Here is a 16558-nt window from a genome sequence, read left to right on the forward strand (position 1 = left end):
AGTAGTGTTTCATAGATTACAGGGATATAGAGAAAGAAAGGGAGCACAGTCTAGTAAATGTAGGTAAAACAACAAAGGATTGAAAAAAGATTTTGACAATTTGCTTAAATGTGTTACGATAAATTTAGTTTTAAATATTAAACTTAGTTTATTATAATAAACTAAGAAGAGAGGAGGGTGACAATGTCTCCGAAATACTGGGTTCCGGCGTTGGAAAGAGCGAATATCATTATCGATGTGATAGCTGAAAATCCTTCCAAGCTGCGGTTGATAGACATTTCCAACAAACTTGATATTAATAAAAGCTCCATGTACTCCTTATTAAACACACTGGAAACATTGGGCTGGGTAAAAAAAGACAGGCATGAAACCTATACACTGGGACCGGTACTGGGATCCTTTGCCTCTGCCTACTACCGCCAGTTCGATATTTTGGAAACGTTCTCAGTAGAAGCGGCAAAGGCAATTGAAGTCGTGGATGAACATATCCAGCTCGGAAAACGGTATGATGCGGAAGTGTTTTATCTTGCCCGGGAAGAAGGAAGTTCTCCTGCCCGCTTAGTAACGGATCCGGGGATGAGGTTTCCGGCCCATGCGTCTGCTATTGGCAAGATCCAGCTAATAAAACTCTCGTATGAAGAATTGCTTGAGCTTTTCCCTGAAAAAGACCTGCCCCAAAAAACAGAGAATACGGTGGGACATGTGGATGAGTTATGGGAACAGCTGCAGCAGGCCAAAAAGGATGGATATGTGGTGGAAGAGCAGGAGGGAGCAGTTGGCTTCTGCTGCGTGTCCGCCCCGATATATAACAAAGATGACCAGCTGACAGCGGGCGTGAGTTTTACGATGCTGGAAAATAACTGGACTGACAAACGAGAACTGGCTGCCAGGGAAATTATGAAACTGGCAGAACAGCTTTCTACGAATCAAACCCTGTAACGAGACAGAAAGGATGAAACCGATGCAGTTTCTTACGTTTCTAACAACAGAAGGCAACGAAAAAGTTGGTCTTCGTGACGGCCGTGATATCTATTCTCTTCCTGACCTGATTCCTCTCTTTAACAAGAAACAGGGAAAAAAGGTAGAACCGTTAGAAGATCTCGTCTCCGTTATTCAGAAAAATAATCTTTCAGCAGTGAAAGAAGCATGGGAGTGGGCGCTGGCCAATGAAGAAGAGGTGTCTGCTTGCAAATACAACTCTGCCGATGTTCAGCTGAAAGAGCCGCTCCGTCATCCAGGGAAGGTGGTCTGTGTCGGCAATAACTACATGGATCACTGCAGGGAACAGAACGTGGAGCCTCCAAAAAAGCCGATGATTTTTTCAAAATGGGCATCCTGCCTTATAGGAGATGGAGATACCATTGAACTGCCGGAAGAATCCAGCCAGGTCGATTATGAAGTCGAGCTTACCGTCGTGATTGGAAAAACGGCCCGGAATGTTTCGGAAGAAGAGGCCATAGATTATGTATTCGGCTACACCATCATGAACGACATCAGTGCCCGTGACGTTCAATTCGAGGATGTACAGTGGGTGAGGGGAAAATCATACGACACGTTTGCACCGCTTGGCCCTGTCGTCGTCACTAAAGACGAAATACAGGATCCGCACAACCTGAAGATTTCCTTAGAGGTAAACGGGGAAAAACTGCAGGATTCCAATACAAGTAATTTGATTTTTAAGATTCCCTATATTATTTCGTACTTATCTCAGGGCTTCACCTTTGAACCGGGAGACATTATTGCAACTGGAACCCCGCACGGTGTGGGAGTATTCAGAGACCCGCAGATTTTTCTGAAATCAGGGGACACCTGCAGACTTGATATTGAAGGAATAGGCACATTGGAAAACAACGTTCAATAAATGGAAGGTGAGCCAATGAAAGTACTAGCATGGAATGGACCTAAACAAATGAACTTGGAAGAACGAAGCATTCCGGAACCAAATGAAAATGAAGTATTGATAAAAGTGGATGTGGCCGGTATCTGCGGTTCTGAAATTGAAGGATTTCTCGGACACAACAGCTTGAGAGTGCCTCCGCTTATCATGGGGCACGAATTCTGCGGGTACGTAGAAAAAACGGGGGAAACAGCGGAGCATGTGCCAAAAGGCGCGAAAGTGGTTGTTAATCCGTTGATTCACTGCGGGCGTTGTGAGAAGTGCCGAAAAGGGCTGGAGAATTTGTGCGATCACCGGCAGATTGTCGGGATCCACCGCTCCGGGGCGTTCGCTGATTATGTTGTCGTACCGGAAAGCGCTGTGGTAGAAGTACCGGCTTCGCTGGACTCTTACACAGCTTCTTTATCAGAACCGCTTGCCTGCTGCTTTAGGGCTGTGCGAAGGGCGCTGGATAAGCATCCGCTCGCCAATGTTTTCATATACGGCGCCGGCACCATTGGTGTATTAAGTGCATTAACGGCCGAAATTCTCGGAGCAAATCGGATCATCATGGCCGACATAAATGAAGAACGGCTCGCGACAATGAAAAAAGCTGGAATAAATCACACGTTAAATCCGGAAAAGACAGATGTGAAAGAAGCACTGCCGAAGATAGCGGGAGAGAAAGGAATTGATGTGATTATTGATGCAGCCGGATTTCTGCCAACCAGATCCCAGGCCGCAGAAGTCATTAATTCCGGGGGCGTCATTATGAATATAGGCCTTGGCATCAACGAAACACCGCTTCCGATCAACGATTTTATTCGTAATGAAGTGACAGTACTCGGTTCTTTTTGTTATTCCAGACAGGACTTTTACGATGCTGTGCAGCTGCTTGAGGAAGGAAAAGTCAACCCGGCAGGCTGGTCGGAAGTAAGAAGTCTTGAGGACGGCCAGCAGGCATTTATGGATTTGATAGAAGGCAGGGTTAAAAACAGCAAAATATTTCTTCAGATTAATAAATAATGGGAGGCAGAAAGCATGGGAGTGACAGGACACAAGATAGCAAATATCCGGGCCTATGTTGTAAGCGGAGGCGGCGGGGACTACCACGATCAAGAAGAAGAACATTGGATCGTCAAACAGATAGCTACACCGATGAGCATATATCCGGAATATAAACAGACAAGAACCAGTTTTGGTATTAATGCTCTTAAAACGTTAGTCGTCGAAGTAGAAGCGGATAACGGGGAAACAGGATTTGGTGTCTCCACCGGCGGCTGGCCGGCGGCCTGGATTGTCATGAACCACTTGGATCGGTTCATCGAAGGCCAGCCGGTGGAAAACATCGAAAAAATGTGGGACCAGATGTACAAAGGCTCTCTCTTTTACGGCAGGAAAGGGCTTGTTATGAATGCGATTTCAGCTGTGGATCTGGCGTTGTGGGATCTGCTCGGAAAGCTGAGGGATGAACCAGTGTATGCCATGATCGGAGGAAAAGTCCGGGAAGAGCAGCCATGTTATGCGACCGGCCCCAGACCGGATCTGGCCAAAGACATGGGTTTTATCGGCGGAAAAATGCCTTTAACATACGGTCCGGATGATGGGGAACCCGGTTTGAGGAAGAATATAAAAAGGGCGGAAGAGATGAGAAACCATGTTGGAGATGATTTCTGGCTGATGTGGGACTGCTGGATGGCCCTGGACCTCTCATACGCACAGAAGCTGATGCAAAAGTCAGCTGAACTGGAATTTAAATGGGTGGAAGAATGCTTTAATCCTGACGATTACTGGGCGTACCGGGACCTGAAAAAACGAGCTCCAAACAATATATTAGTGACAGGAGGAGAACATGAAGCGACACGGTACGGTTTCCGGATGCTGCTCGAATTCTGTGACATCGATATCCTGCAGGCCGATGTCGGCTGGTGCGGCGGTTTAACGGAACTTATTAAAATCGGAAACCTGGCGGAAAGTTACGGGAAATACGTTATTCCACACGGAAGCGGAATTTACAGCTATCATTATGTCATGACCAAAACGAACAGCCCATTTGCCGAATATCTCATGATGAGTCCAAAAGCAGATAAAGTCGTGCCGCAATTCTATCCATTGCTTGAAGGTGAAATTCTCCCGGAAAACGGAAAAGTAAAAATGAACGATAAGCCGGGATTTGGAGTAGAACTAAACCGAGATCATTTAGCAGCTGTGCAGAAAGACTAGTCGATTGGATGTAAGCGTTAACAAAAAGGGGAGAAGAAAATGAAAAAAGGAATGGTATTTTTCTTATTATCATTGTTTATTATGGCGTTGGCAGCATGTGGTTCACTGACCGAAGAATCGGGGGAAAACGGGGATTCGGAGCAATCGTCGGGCGAAACAAAGGAAGAAACAGACAGTGCTGAAGCGGATGAAGAAACCAGTGAAGCTGAAGGAAGCAGCAAAGAAGCAGAAACAACCATTCGTCTCGGCTCTCATTTGCCGCCATCCCATTCTGTAATCGCAGTAACTGAAGAATTTAAAGACATTGTTGAATCAGAATCGGACGGCCGTATCGCCGTTGAAATTCATCCTTCAGGGGAATTAGGGGGACAAAGTGAATTGATACAGTCCCTTCAAGTAGGTTCACTGGAAATGACCATTAATGATGCAGGGGTTTTGTCCAATTTTGCTCCTAAAGTAGGGGTTCTCGATATGCCATATACGTTCAGCAGTTATGAGCATGTTCATAATGTACTGGATAGTTCTGTCGCAGAAACACTGGAAGCAGAATTGGCAGAGGCAGATATTAAGTCCATCGGCTGGGTCGATTCGGCATTCCGGGATTTGTTGATTAATGAAGAAATCAGCGGCATTGAAGATGTAGATGGCATGAGCCTTCGTGTGCCTGATGCCCCGCAGTATTCCCGTACGGTAGAATCCTGGGGAGCATCAGCTACCTCTATTCCATGGGGGGACCTTTATAATTCCCTGGAAACCGGCGTAGCAGATGGATTTGAAGGATCAGCGGAAAGCATTTATTCAGACGGTCTGCATGAAGTAGTAGAATACCGCGTTCCAACGGAGCATATATTTACGGTTTTATCGCTCAACATCAGCCAGCAGTTCTTTAATGAATTACCCGCAGAAGATCAAACACTGATAGAAGAAGCCGGGCGTGAAGCCGCATTATTCGGACGCGAACTCGCTATGGAACGGGATGAAGAATATAAAGGGCAGTTAGAAGAGGAAGGTCTGCAGACATTGGAAGTGGATAAAAAACCATTCCAGGAGGCAGCAATGGAATTTGTAAACAGTTATGCAGAGGAAGAGGGACTGACGGATCTGCTGGAACAAATCAACGAGCTTGAATAATGGCAGTCGGAGCCAGCTTTCATGCTGGCTCTCCTTTCAAGAGGAAGGAGTGAAAAAGTATTGGAGAAGATGTTCAATAAGGGTGTCAGAATCGTATTAGTTTCATTATTCAGTACTGTGACTCTATTAGCAGTGCTCCAAATTTTTTCCCGCTTTTTTGGTTTTCCAATGAGCTGGCCGAACGAAGCGATGAGATTCTTATTTATATGGTTTGTCATGCTGGGATCGGGGTATGCTTTACGCGAAAAAAAGCATATTGTGGTCGATTTTATCGGAGGCGCTCTCTCCGTAAATACAATGAAAGTCATTGATTTAATCATGCATGTCATCATTTTGGCCTTTGTGTTAGTATTAATCATTTATGGGTTCCAGGTCGTCGAAGTAACCAGCCTGCAGACGTCATCGGTACTTCGGATTTCCATGGGATATGTTTTTCTTTCGATTCCAGTTGGCGGATTGCTTATGTTTTTATATACATTGTTAAATATTGTGGACTTGGTGCAAGGGAAGGAGGTTCGTTCATGACATTGTTTCTCATGTTTGGCATCCTGTTTGTGCTGCTTGTACTGCGTATGCCCGTTGCATTTGCAATTGGTGTCTCTTCCATAGCAACACTTTTTCTCACCACAGATGTCACGCTTGCCCAGGTGATGCCGAGGATCGTTAATACATTGAACAGCTTCACTTTCCTTGCGATTCCATTTTTTATGCTGGCCGGCTCGATTATGGAACACGGCGGGATCTCCACGAGGCTCGTACGATTCGCTAACAGTCTGCTCGGTCACATTAAAGGTGGACTCGGCCATGCCACAATATTCACGAGTACCACATTTGCAGGAATTTCCGGATCTGCTTCAGCGGATACTTCCGCTGTCGGATCTGTAATGATTCCTTCAATGGTAAGCCGTGGTTATCCGAGAGGATATGCTGCTGCATTAACAGCCTGTGCCGGAGCGATAGGTCCCATTATACCGCCAAGTATTATCATGATTATTTATGGGTCCTTGACCGGTTTGTCCATTTCTAAACTCTTCCTGGCAGGTGCTCTCCCAGGTCTTGTAATGGCAGCAGGTCTGCTGGTTATTAATTATATTGGCGCGGTTAGACATCATCTTCCTTATGAAAAGAGGGCGTCCTTAAAAGAAGTTTGGCAGAGTTTTTTAAGTGCCTTTTGGGCGCTGCTTGCTCCGGTTATTATTCTTGGCGGTATTTTGTTTGGTATTTTCACGGCAACAGAAGCCAGTGTAGTAGCCGTGGTTTATTCCTTGATTGTCAGCATTTTTATTTATAAGGAACTGAAAATAAAAGATTTATATAAAGTGTTGATTCAATCGACCCACACGAGTGTGATGGTACTATTTATCGCGGCGACGGCATCCATCTTTGGATGGATCCTTGCGAATGAACAAATTCCTCTTCAGATTTCCACCTGGTTAAGTGATTTTACAGGGAACCCTTATCTCCTCATGTTATTGATAGTCATCATGTTGCTTGTTATTGGATGTGTAATTGAAACCATTGCGGCTACTATCATTTTCATCCCTGTATTGTCCGTTATTGCAGAGACGGCAGGTTATGACCCCTTTCACTTCGCCACCGTCGTTGCTATATGTTTGATTGTAGGCGGTGTGACCCCGCCTGTAGGGGTTCTGCTTTTCATCACGAATGGCATTGCAGAAGCAAATTTTAAAGATACCTTAAGGTACCTGTGGCCCTTTTTTACATTGATTGTTATTGTCATATTGTTTGTGGCTTATGCTCCAAATGTATCGACGTTTTTACCCAGCCTGCTTCATTAATCGATTTTTATCTTTGTTCATTCACATCATGGTGAATGGGCAAAGATTTTTACTAGGTATGAAAAGAGACCTGATTTTTACCGTGTCTTTTCGAGTAATACAGCACCGCATCGGCCTCTCTGTACATCCGTTCTATAGAGGCAGAACCGGCAGTGTCAGAACTGATTCCTAAGCTGACAGTAACCGTTATAGATAGCTTATCACTTATGGAGATGGGAGAACCCGCGATCTCCCGGCAAACATATTCTCCGTAGGAACGGGTGTCCTCCCGGGCTGTTCCGGTTAATAATAAAGCGAATTCTTCCCCTCCAAGCCGGGCGGCGATGCGATACGGAATATCCATCTGCTGCAGCATTTTACTGAAGCGTATCAGTACTTCATCCCCGATATGATGTCCGTATGTATCATTAATTTTTTTAAAATCATCAATATCCAACAGAATGAAGGAAATTTCTGAATCCCTATCGCCTTCCTTTACCTTCTCCGCTTGTTCAAAAAAATACTGCCGGTTGGGGAGACGGGTGAGCGGATCCGTAACTGCCTGTTCCCATAACAAGTTTTTTGCTGTCTTATCAGCGGTAATGTCCGTAACCATGATAAGAAAGCCAGTCGTTTGACCGTTTCTTCCTGCTATTGGAAACATGGAAACATCAAAATAAGTTTCTTCTTCTTTCGTAACAAGATGTATTTCCAATTGCCCCTTTTGTTTTGCTGCGATAAATGTCTGCACTTCAGGAAGGGGATTCAACAGGGAATATAGATTGGTGCCAGTCTGCAGAGTCCCAGACACGCCGGCACGGTTTTGCAGCCATTCTCGTGCGTGAAAGTTCATTTCAATGATGGTGTCTTCTTTATCAATAAGTACAATCCCGTCTTTTAAATTTTCAATAATTGTATCCTTGGCAACCGGCCATAAGGAAAGCAGCCTGAATTTCATTAAACCCAAAAATAGCAGAAGGCTGGAGGGAATAAAGGATACAGCGGTGGAGCTCCATATCCCAACTGGCAGGAACGGGCGGATAACAGCGAAAAACACAGGCAGAGCGAGACCGATTAACAGCAGCAGATAAGGAGTCTTATTGTAAGTGGACGTATTTCGAAAGTTCAAGGCAAAAATAGTAAAAGCAGCAAAATTCAAGGCATTATTGTAAATGATGAAGGCCAGGCTTAAGCCGGTTATTTCGACGGTCGTGAGTTCCACATTGCCGGTGGATGCGGTCTGAACTCCGTTTCTCATCCAATGATGGTAACCATCGGTATAAATGAAAAGGATGTATAATATATTAGGCAGTGCAAGCAGTATCATTCGTTTCAATGTGAGAAAGGAGCGTTTTCCCAAGTAATCCAGGACAAAAGCTAAAATAAAGACGGGGAAAGAAAAAAGTGGTATTTGTTGGATGTTCCGCCAAACCAGTTTTGTATGTAAATCGGTAGATAGAATCTCACCTAAAGACGCAAGAGACATGATTGCGCACATAAACATCGTCATAATGAAGTATTTTGTTCCGGGAGTATAACGGTAACGGAAAGCGGTGAAAGCAAGGATAAGAGTTGTCAAAAAAGAAAACACAATGGCGGTGACAAATTCATCAAGCGCTGGCATCATAAAAAACCCCTCTTATCTTCAACCTATTACATTTATTATACTTTAATTTTCATAGATTTGAAGCAGAAAAATAAGAAGGAAGTGCCGGGCAGGGGTTGATTTTACAGCGATCTTCGTTATAATTTATTTGATAACGATTATCAATATCGATATAGAGAGGAGAATTTATGATGTCCTCTGTGGTGAATAAATCTCAACTGGCCAAGTTAATTAGGGAAAGGCGTTCGTTAAAAAAGAACTATAAACCAGATCCAGTGCCGAAAGAGCTTGTTTTTGAATTGTTGAATGATGCAGTATGGGCTCCGAATCACGGGAACAGAGAACCGTGGCGATTTGTGTTTATCCCGGCTGAAACCAAAGAGGCGTTTATTGAACAGCTGCTGACTGTTTTCCCAAAAGACCAGCAGGAGAACCGGCGGCAATATTTCCGCCAGCCCGCAGCCATATTGGTTGTTATTATGGCAAACGATCCCCGGCAGAAACAATGGGAAGAGAATTTCGGAGCAGTTAGCTCGATGATCCAGAATTTTCAACTGCTTGCCTGGGAACGGCAGCTCGGAGTGGTCTGGAAAACAAATCCCCATATTTACGAGCCAAAAACCAGGGAAATCCTTGGTGTGGAAGCCGGTGAAAAAATAGCAGGTTTTCTGCATATGGGCTTTTTTGATTCTGATCACATTCCTAAAACGAAAGAACGTACCCCCGTGGAAGAAAAAATGACGATTTACGAATAATTATTTATTACAATATAGAATAAGTATATAACTTTCATTTATTTTACTAATGTAAGCGCTTGTAGTAGGGTTGACTTTGACTCTGATTTTTAAGATTCAGTCAAAGGAGATGAGAATATTGAAAGCGCTCACCAATGCTTCGACGAAGCTCGTACAACGGTATCTCCCGGATCCGTTTTTATTTGTTGTTATATTAACCATGGCTGTGTTTCTACTGGGGCTGTTGATTACTTCGAGCGGTCCGCTGGATATGGTGGTCTACTGGGGAGAAGGCTTTTGGGATCTGCTTGAATTTGCGATGCAGATGGTTTTGATTTTGGTGACTGGTTATGTGCTGGCAAGCAGCCCGTTTTTTAAAAAACAGCTGCAGAAATTAGCGTCTCTAGCGAATTCTCCCGGCCAGGCTATTGTGATCGTGACACTGGCGGCGCTGGTGGCAAGCTGGATTAACTGGGGATTCGGCCTGGTCATAGGTGCTCTGTTTGCCAAGGAGCTGGCGAAAAAAGTAACGAGTGTGGATTACCGGCTGTTGATCGCGAGTGCCTACAGCGGATTTGTCGTCTGGCATGGCGGGCTGGCAGGATCGATTCCACTGACAGTGGCGACGGAAGGGCATTTTTCTGAAGATATTATCGGGATTATTCCTACAGGAGAAACAATTTTTGCTCCGTTTAATATAGCGATTGTAATTGCACTGTTTATAGCTGTTCCTTTATTGAACCGTGCGATGATGAATCAGAAAGAAGCGGTTACTGTAGATCCGGAATTGCTGGAAGAGGATCCTGGACCGGAAGAAAAGCCCCGCGCAGAAAAAACTCCCGCGGAAAAAATGGAAAGCAGCGTTTTTTTGTCTTGGCTCACAGGCGGATTAGGTCTTATTTTTATTGTTTATTATTTAAGCACCAATGGCTTTGATTTAAATCTTAATATCGTCAATTTTCTCTTTTTGATGCTTGGGATTTTATGTCACGGCACACCGAAGAATTTTCTCGCCAGTGTAGCCGGGGCGGTAAAAAACGCTGGCGGGATAATTATTCAATTTCCATTTTACGCTGGTATTATGGGTATGATGGTAACTTCTGGACTGGCCGTGCAATTTTCGGAATGGTTTATTTCGATATCCACTGAGGTCACCTATCCGTTATTTGCCTTTCTCAGCGCCGGTATTGTTAATTTCTTTGTTCCTTCAGGCGGCGGCCAGTGGGCGGTTCAGGCCCCGATCATGCTGGCAGCGGGAGAAGAACTGGGAGTGGATGCAGCGAAAACAGCAATGGCTGTGGCCTGGGGAGATGCCTGGACAAACATGATTCAGCCGTTCTGGGCACTGCCGGCATTGGCCATCGCCGGATTAAACGCCCGTGATATTATGGGATTTTGTTTATGGGTCCTTGTATTAAGCGGAGTTATAATTGGACTTGGCCTTATTCTACTATAATAATTACTGGAGGAGTGTCCGCCATGGGCACTCCGTTTTTATTTGCTGCTGCGGGAAGACGGCAGACTAACTTTGATAGCAACCAGCTCCGATTTTCAAGGCGGTTTTCAAGGAAAATAGCATGAAAAGTAGAAGTAGTAAGACGGAAAACTTGGAAAGGAGCAGCGATGATGACTTTACCATTTAGACAAATACATTTGGATTTTCACACGTCCCCGTTCATTCCGGATGCAGGAGAAGATTTTGATGCGATCACTTTTGCAAAGACATTAAAGGATAGTTTTGTAAATTCCGTGACCGTATTTGCCAAGTGCCATCATGGATATTCCTACTATTCCACAGAAGCCGGTATTAAGCACCCTTCTCTAAAAAGGGATCTGCTGGCTGAAATGATGAAAGCCTGTCACGCAGAGGGCCTCCGGGTCCCCGTTTACCTGTCGGTGGTTTGGGATGAGGCAGCTGCTGAAAAGACGAATTGGCGCCAAATCGACCGAAAGGGGCAACTGGTGGGGCGAAAACCGCTGAGTGCAGAGGATAATACGGAGGCTGCCGGCTGGAAATGGCTATGTATGAACAGTCCCTATATGGACTATCTGGAAAAACAAACGCTGGAAGTGGTAAAGAACTACGAGGCAGATGGTCTCTTTTTTGATATTGTTCATCAGACGCGGCCCGGCTGTGTCTGTCCTTATTGTCTGGAATCAATGAAAGAAAAACAGTTGGATCTGCAAGTAGAAGCGGACTTGTACCACCATAGCCTGCGGACCGAACAAGAGGCGATGCAGCGGCTTGAGCAGGCTGTGCATCAGGTGAAGCCTGAGCTTCCGTTGTTTTTTAACGGAAGAGTGCGACTGGACTACAACATACAACGGGGAATACGTCAGGAACTGCCGTGGATGACTCATGTGGATATTGAATCGCTGCCGTCGGGATTATGGGGCTATAACCATTTTCCCCTGTATGCTTCGTTTTATAAAATACTTGATCAAGAGTTTGCCGGAATGACCGGCCGTTTCCATAAAATGTGGGGAGATTTTGGCAGTCTCAAAAACAAGGCCGCCTTGGAGTATGAATGTTTCCAAATGCTTGCTCACGGAGCCAAATGTGTAATCGGAGATCAGCTCCATCCACGTGGGAGATTGGATAATGAAACATATGAGCTGATCCGGAGTGTATATGAACAGGTATCGGAAAAAGAAGAGTGGTGCCGAGACGTGAAGCCCGTCGATGAAATCGGAGTGCTTGTATCCCAGCATTCGCCGGGAGTTGCAAACAGTCCGTCTAATTTTAGTGATGAAGGGGCCCTGCGCATGCTGATGGAGGAGCATCGGCTGTTCAGTTTTCTGGATGAAGCCTCGGATTTTTCCCCGTACTCTCTTATTATTGCCCCGGATGTTATCCCCTTCACTGAACGTTTAACAGAAAAGATCCAGGCCTTTCTTGATGATGGTGGAAAATTACTTTTTTCCCATCAGGCCGGATTAAACGAAAAAGGGATGTGGGAGATAGGGGGCGGTGTAATCTATGAAGGAGAGCTTCCCTTCTCTCCTGATTATATAAAGCTTTCCGAGGCATTTGATTCATTGTCTGCTATGCCGCAGGTGTTTTATGAAGAAGGGAGCCGGGTGAAGGCGGTAGAAGGAGCCCGGGTACCTGCCTGTGTGTATGAACCATATTTCAACCGCGGCAGAGATATGTACATGTCTCATTTTCATACGCCGGTCTCCCATCGATCGGAGAATCCTGCAATGGTTCAGACCGAACAAACGATATATCTGGCTCATCCTGTGTTTGCCGCTTACCGGAAGCATGGGAATCTCGCTTACAAACAACTGGTCGACCGTTGTTTAGCTGAACTTCTGCCGGAACCGTTAATCGAGACAAATCTGCCTTCCACAGCCCAGGTGACAATGAATGCGCAGCCGGCAGAAGAACGCTGGGTTCTCCACTTTCTTCACTATGTACATCAGCGGCGGGCGGAGGGGATAGATGTAATTGAGGAGGTTCTGCCGCTTTATGCTGTAACGGTATCTCTGCGTTTGAAGAGTGCTCCGCAGCAGGTTTATATGGCTCCTACAAGAGTGAAGCTGGATTTTTCCTTTCAAGAAGGAGTGCTTACTTTTACCGTACCGGAAATCAGGGGTCATCAGATGGCTGTCATTCAATTTTAGCATCCCGTATAATAGAACTACATGCGGAAGAAAGGAGTCTTTATATGAAATATCGTACATTAGGCAAAACAGGCATGGAAGTTTCGGTCATCGGCCTTGGCACCTGGCAGTTCGGCGGAGAATGGGGCAGGGATTACACCCAGCCGGAGGTGGATGCCATTTTTGATAAAGCTAGAGAAACAGGAATAAATTTGATTGATACCGCTGAATGTTACGGGGATCATTTGTCGGAGAAGTTTATCGGCCGCGCCATTGAGCAGGACAGGGAAAATTGGGTGCTGGCGACGAAATTTGGGCATAAATTTCATGATTTGTACGAACGAACCCGCCATTTTCAGGCAGATGAGGTACGGCAGCAGCTGGAAGATTCCCTGCGGGCCCTACGTACGGACTACATTGATTTGTACCAGCTTCATTCCGGTGTCGGCGAGGAATTTGATAATGATGAGCTTTGGACGATGCTCGATAAGCAGAAGCAGGAAGGCAAAATCCGTCATATTGGATTGTCCATCGGCAAAAAAGAAGACAGCTATCAGACAAAAAAGGCAACAGATGTTGGAGCTGAATCGATTCAGGTCGTTTATAACCGGCTGGACCGATCGCCGGAGGAAGAAGTCTTTCCTTCCTGTGAAGAACAGAACCTCGGCGTTCTCGCCCGGGTTCCGATGGCAAGCGGTTATTTAAGCGGAAAATATAAGCCGGGCGCCACCTTTGCGGACAATGATGTGCGGCACCGCCATGATCAGGAAGAAACCCGCCGGAAGCTGGAAACGGTAGCGGAACTGGAGAAAAATGAAGTACCGGAAGGAGTCCCGATGGCACAATGGGCACTGGCCTGGTGTCTGAAGCATGACGCAGTCACCTGCGTGATCCCAGGCTGTAAGAACCCGGAGCAGGTTGCCTCAAATGCGGCAGCTGCAGAGCTTGATATGGTGAGTGGCAGTCACCCTCAGTCCGTTTGATATGGAGGAGGATATATGAAAGCTCTTATTTTTGACTTTGACGGCTTGATTATGGATACGGAAACACGGCAGTATGAAGTGCTGCAGGAATTATTTGCCGAACATGGCAGTGAGCTTCCGCTGCACGTCTGGCAGCAGGAAATCGGAACGTCGACCGGTTTTTCGCCCGTTGATTACCTGTTTTCTCAAACCGGGCGTTCTGTAGAAGCGGAAGCGTTTAATCAGCAGCTGGAGCAGCGTTTTCTGGAGAGACTCGCGCAGGAGTCGGCGCGGCCGGGGGTGAAGAGCTATTTGACAGAAGCGAAGAAACAGGGACTCCTCCTTGGCCTGGCGTCGAGCTCCAGCTATGAATGGGTTTCTACACATCTGCGGAATCTGCGGCTTATGGATTACTTTTCTTGTATCCGGACCTCCAATGACGTGGATCATGTGAAGCCGGATCCCGCTTTGTATGTACAGACTGCTGCCTGTCTCGGTGTACGGGCAGAGGAATGTCTGGTATTTGAAGATTCAGCGAACGGTGCACTGGCAGCAGCGCGTGCGGGGATGCGCTGTGTGATTGTGCCAAATCAAGTAACGGCTGATTTAGAATTTGGGAAGGTGGAGCGGCGGATCGTTTCGATGGAAGAAGTGCCGCTTGCTTCGCTGCTTAAGGATTTATAACCTGCTGCTTCATGCAGCAGGTTTTTTGTGCCTATCGTGCTAAACGATTTGTCCAATATCTCAGGATACCAGACTTTTTTTGGTAAAAAAAAGTGAACATTGGTTTGTAAATAAAGTTATCAGACAAAACAGGGAAGCTGCCCGTGGAAATTGTCCATCCATTATATTCTGATAGTGGACATGTTGAACAAAAACTTGTCCCGTTCTATGCTGGATTGTTTTTTAGAGCGGCATGTTAAGATCACTTTTACTGGCAGCGAAGAAAAAGTCATGGGTAAAAGTCAGGTGAGGGTTACTTTTCATGTGTTTATCAACAAATGTAATGGTTAGAAACAGGATAGCGTTACAATGGAGGCTGAGGAATGGAAATGTGACGTTAAGGAGGAGCTTCCGGAAGCTCCTTTTATTTACGAACCCTAAACTTCATTCTATAATATGCATATAAATTACATATTATAAGGGGCGGCGTTATGTTCCGACAGACGAAGAAAGCTTTATTCATTATCGGCGGATCAACCGCACTTATGCTCGGCATCATCGGCATCGTGCTGCCGCTTTTGCCGACGACGCCGTTTTTACTGCTGGCAGCCTGGTGTTATGCGAAATCATCAGAAACCCTATATGATCGTCTGCTCGCTTCTAAATGGCTGGGTACATACATTAAACATTTTAGAGAAGAGCGTGCGCTTCCGCTGAAGACTAAATGGACAGCGGTGCTTGTATTGTGGGGAAGTTCGTTGTATTCCATCCTATTTCTTGTTCCTCTTCTGGTTGTCCAAATCCTTCTGTTCTGTGTGGTTGTTTCTATTACGTATTTTATTTTTTCATTGAATACGTTACGCTGAAAACAGAAGCACTCCATATATGATACAATAAAAAAAGGACAAGAAATCAGGCGGTCGAAGGAGGTAGGATGCCATGAACGTTGCCACGATCGGTACGAATTGGATTACGCAAGCTTTTATTGAAGCGGCAGGCGAGGTGGAGGACTTCCATTTATACGCAGTGTATTCAAGAGAGGAAGAAAGGGCCCGGGCATTTGCTGCAACCACCCAAGCCGATACATATTACGCGGATCTGGATGCAATGTTCCATGATAAGAACATTGACGCCGTGTATGTAGCCAGCCCGACCCGTTACCATGCCGAGCAGGCAATGGCGGCGATGGAACAGGGGAAACATGTTCTATGCGAAAAACCGCTGTGCAGTAATGAACGGGAAGCACAGCGTTTAATTGACACGGCTCGGCGTCATAACGTCGTGTTGATGGAGGCGGTGAAGAACTTATACACGCCGGGATTTACAGCGGTCCAACAATGGCTTCCTAAAATTGGAACGGTACGGAAGGCACTGATTAGTTTCTGCCAGTATTCGAGCCGGTACGACGCCTACCTGAACGGAGAAGTGCTGAACGCATTTAAACCATCCCTTTCTAATGGGGCCACAATGGATATTGGCGTATACTGCCTTCATCCCCTCCAGTATTTGTTCGGGGAACCGAGGCAGGTGAAAGCGGCCGGCTATGTCCTTGAAAGCGGCGTAGATGGAGAAACCAATGTTCTGCTTTCCTATGATAATATGGATGCGATGGCTTCTTATTCCAAAATCACGGCATCCCGGAGTGCCAGTGAAATTCAGGGAGAGAAAGGAACCCTGTATATCGAAACCATACATCAGCCGCAGAAAGTGACCTTTGTGTCGGTGAAGGGAGAAACGGAAGAGGCGGACATTCAGCAGGAAAAACCAGATATGTATTATGAAGCGGCCTATTTTATCGAGGCTTGTTTAAAGAACGATACAACAACATTAAATTGGCACAATTCGCAAATGGTCATGCGTCAGACGGATCAGATCCGGAAGGACCTGGGTGTCGTATTTGAGGCGGACCGGGCGTTGACGTGACGAAAGAAGAAGCAGTCCCATCGAAAGGCTGCTTCTTTTTGTACGATTTTACAAAT

At 45.8% G+C, this 16558-nt stretch carries 15 protein-coding genes; 14 read left to right on the forward strand and 1 reads right to left on the reverse strand.

Translation table 11 applies throughout. The annotated features are described in order from the left end of the window. Nucleotides 1–183: 183 nt before the first annotated feature. The 7 genes from G475_RS0122935 (at nt 184) to G475_RS0122965 (ending at nt 7029) form a co-directional block, all read left to right on the forward strand. Nucleotides 184–939 carry an IclR family transcriptional regulator gene (locus tag G475_RS0122935; RefSeq protein ID WP_026703246.1) on the forward strand — a complete coding sequence of 252 codons (756 nt, stop codon included), beginning with the start codon at nt 184–186 and terminating at the stop codon, nt 937–939. Between the two features lie 22 nt (nt 940–961). Beyond that, nucleotides 962–1861 carry a fumarylacetoacetate hydrolase family protein gene (locus G475_RS0122940; protein ID WP_026703247.1) on the forward strand — a complete coding sequence of 300 codons (900 nt, stop codon included), beginning with the start codon at nt 962–964 and terminating at the stop codon, nt 1859–1861. Nucleotides 1862–1876: 15 nt separating this feature from the next. Beyond that, nucleotides 1877–2902 carry a zinc-dependent alcohol dehydrogenase gene (locus G475_RS0122945; protein ID WP_026703248.1) on the forward strand — a complete coding sequence of 342 codons (1026 nt, stop codon included), beginning with the start codon at nt 1877–1879 and terminating at the stop codon, nt 2900–2902. Between the two features lie 15 nt (nt 2903–2917). After that, nucleotides 2918–4099 (forward strand): L-rhamnonate dehydratase, encoded by a 1182-nt coding sequence (gene rhmD, locus G475_RS0122950; protein WP_026703249.1) that lies wholly within the window; start codon nt 2918–2920, stop codon nt 4097–4099. Nucleotides 4100–4138: 39 nt separating this feature from the next. Then, on the forward strand, nt 4139–5230 hold the full coding sequence (locus G475_RS0122955; RefSeq protein WP_026703250.1) for a TRAP transporter substrate-binding protein: 1092 nt from the start codon (nt 4139–4141) through the stop codon (nt 5228–5230). A 69-nt stretch (nt 5231–5299) separates the two neighbouring features. Beyond that, nucleotides 5300–5755, forward strand: a complete 456-nt coding sequence (locus G475_RS0122960) for a TRAP transporter small permease (protein ID WP_233275840.1) — start codon at nt 5300–5302, stop codon at nt 5753–5755. After that, on the forward strand, nt 5752–7029 hold the full coding sequence (locus tag G475_RS0122965) for a TRAP transporter large permease (protein WP_026703252.1): 1278 nt from the start codon (nt 5752–5754) through the stop codon (nt 7027–7029). The genes G475_RS0122960 and G475_RS0122965 overlap by 4 nt, the downstream gene beginning before the upstream one ends. 52 nt (nt 7030–7081) lie before the next feature. Here G475_RS0122965 and G475_RS0122970 read toward each other — a convergent pair whose 3' ends face one another. After that, entirely contained in the window at nt 7082–8635 is a 1554-nt protein-coding gene (locus tag G475_RS0122970) for a histidine kinase N-terminal 7TM domain-containing diguanylate cyclase (RefSeq protein ID WP_026703253.1), read from the reverse strand. A 170-nt stretch (nt 8636–8805) separates the two neighbouring features. Here G475_RS0122970 and G475_RS0122975 point away from each other — a divergent pair, with 170 nt between their 5' ends. From G475_RS0122975 to G475_RS0123005, 7 genes are all read left to right on the forward strand, one after another. Beyond that, entirely contained in the window at nt 8806–9369 is a 564-nt protein-coding gene (locus G475_RS0122975; RefSeq protein WP_026703254.1) for a nitroreductase family protein, read from the forward strand. Nucleotides 9370–9487: 118 nt separating this feature from the next. Continuing rightward, the gene (locus G475_RS0122980) at nt 9488–10804 is read left to right on the forward strand and encodes a short-chain fatty acid transporter (RefSeq protein WP_026703255.1); all 1317 of its coding nucleotides are present in this window, start codon (nt 9488–9490) and stop codon (nt 10802–10804) included. 170 nt (nt 10805–10974) lie between these two features. Continuing rightward, nucleotides 10975–12975, forward strand: coding sequence for an alpha-amylase family protein (locus G475_RS0122985; RefSeq protein ID WP_051302843.1), 2001 nt, complete (start codon nt 10975–10977; stop codon nt 12973–12975). 44 nt (nt 12976–13019) lie between these two features. Further along, complete coding sequence (locus tag G475_RS0122990; RefSeq protein ID WP_026703257.1) at nt 13020–13937, forward strand: aldo/keto reductase; 918 nt, start codon at nt 13020–13022, stop codon at nt 13935–13937. A gap of 15 nt (nt 13938–13952) precedes the next feature. Beyond that, nucleotides 13953–14600 (forward strand): HAD family hydrolase, encoded by a 648-nt coding sequence (locus G475_RS0122995; RefSeq protein WP_026703258.1) that lies wholly within the window; start codon nt 13953–13955, stop codon nt 14598–14600. A 470-nt stretch (nt 14601–15070) separates the two neighbouring features. Beyond that, complete coding sequence (locus G475_RS0123000) at nt 15071–15445, forward strand: YbaN family protein (protein ID WP_035712554.1); 375 nt, start codon at nt 15071–15073, stop codon at nt 15443–15445. Nucleotides 15446–15518: 73 nt separating this feature from the next. Continuing rightward, nucleotides 15519–16502 (forward strand): Gfo/Idh/MocA family protein, encoded by a 984-nt coding sequence (locus G475_RS0123005; protein WP_026703260.1) that lies wholly within the window; start codon nt 15519–15521, stop codon nt 16500–16502. Nucleotides 16503–16558: the final 56 nt, after the last annotated feature.

The organism is Salibacterium aidingense DSM 18341 (assembly GCF_000429685.1).
GTDB classification, from domain to species: Bacteria; Bacillota; Bacilli; order Bacillales; family Marinococcaceae; genus Salibacterium; species Salibacterium aidingense.

Coding starts and splice junctions, on each gene's coding strand:
- G475_RS0122935 (WP_026703246.1), top strand. CDS start 184: ATGTCTCCGAAATACTGGGTTCCGGCGTTGGAAAGAGCGAATATCATT.
- G475_RS0122940 (WP_026703247.1), top strand. CDS start 962: ATGCAGTTTCTTACGTTTCTAACAACAGAAGGCAACGAAAAAGTTGGT.
- G475_RS0122945 (WP_026703248.1), top strand. CDS start 1,877: ATGAAAGTACTAGCATGGAATGGACCTAAACAAATGAACTTGGAAGAA.
- rhmD (WP_026703249.1), top strand. CDS start 2,918: ATGGGAGTGACAGGACACAAGATAGCAAATATCCGGGCCTATGTTGTA.
- G475_RS0122955 (WP_026703250.1), top strand. CDS start 4,139: ATGAAAAAAGGAATGGTATTTTTCTTATTATCATTGTTTATTATGGCG.
- G475_RS0122960 (WP_233275840.1), top strand. CDS start 5,300: ATGTTCAATAAGGGTGTCAGAATCGTATTAGTTTCATTATTCAGTACT.
- G475_RS0122965 (WP_026703252.1), top strand. CDS start 5,752: ATGACATTGTTTCTCATGTTTGGCATCCTGTTTGTGCTGCTTGTACTG.
- G475_RS0122970 (WP_026703253.1), bottom strand. CDS start 8,635: ATGATGCCAGCGCTTGATGAATTTGTCACCGCCATTGTGTTTTCTTTT.
- G475_RS0122975 (WP_026703254.1), top strand. CDS start 8,806: ATGTCCTCTGTGGTGAATAAATCTCAACTGGCCAAGTTAATTAGGGAA.
- G475_RS0122985 (WP_051302843.1), top strand. CDS start 10,975: ATGACTTTACCATTTAGACAAATACATTTGGATTTTCACACGTCCCCG.
- G475_RS0122990 (WP_026703257.1), top strand. CDS start 13,020: ATGAAATATCGTACATTAGGCAAAACAGGCATGGAAGTTTCGGTCATC.
- G475_RS0122995 (WP_026703258.1), top strand. CDS start 13,953: ATGAAAGCTCTTATTTTTGACTTTGACGGCTTGATTATGGATACGGAA.
- G475_RS0123000 (WP_035712554.1), top strand. CDS start 15,071: ATGTTCCGACAGACGAAGAAAGCTTTATTCATTATCGGCGGATCAACC.
- G475_RS0123005 (WP_026703260.1), top strand. CDS start 15,519: ATGAACGTTGCCACGATCGGTACGAATTGGATTACGCAAGCTTTTATT.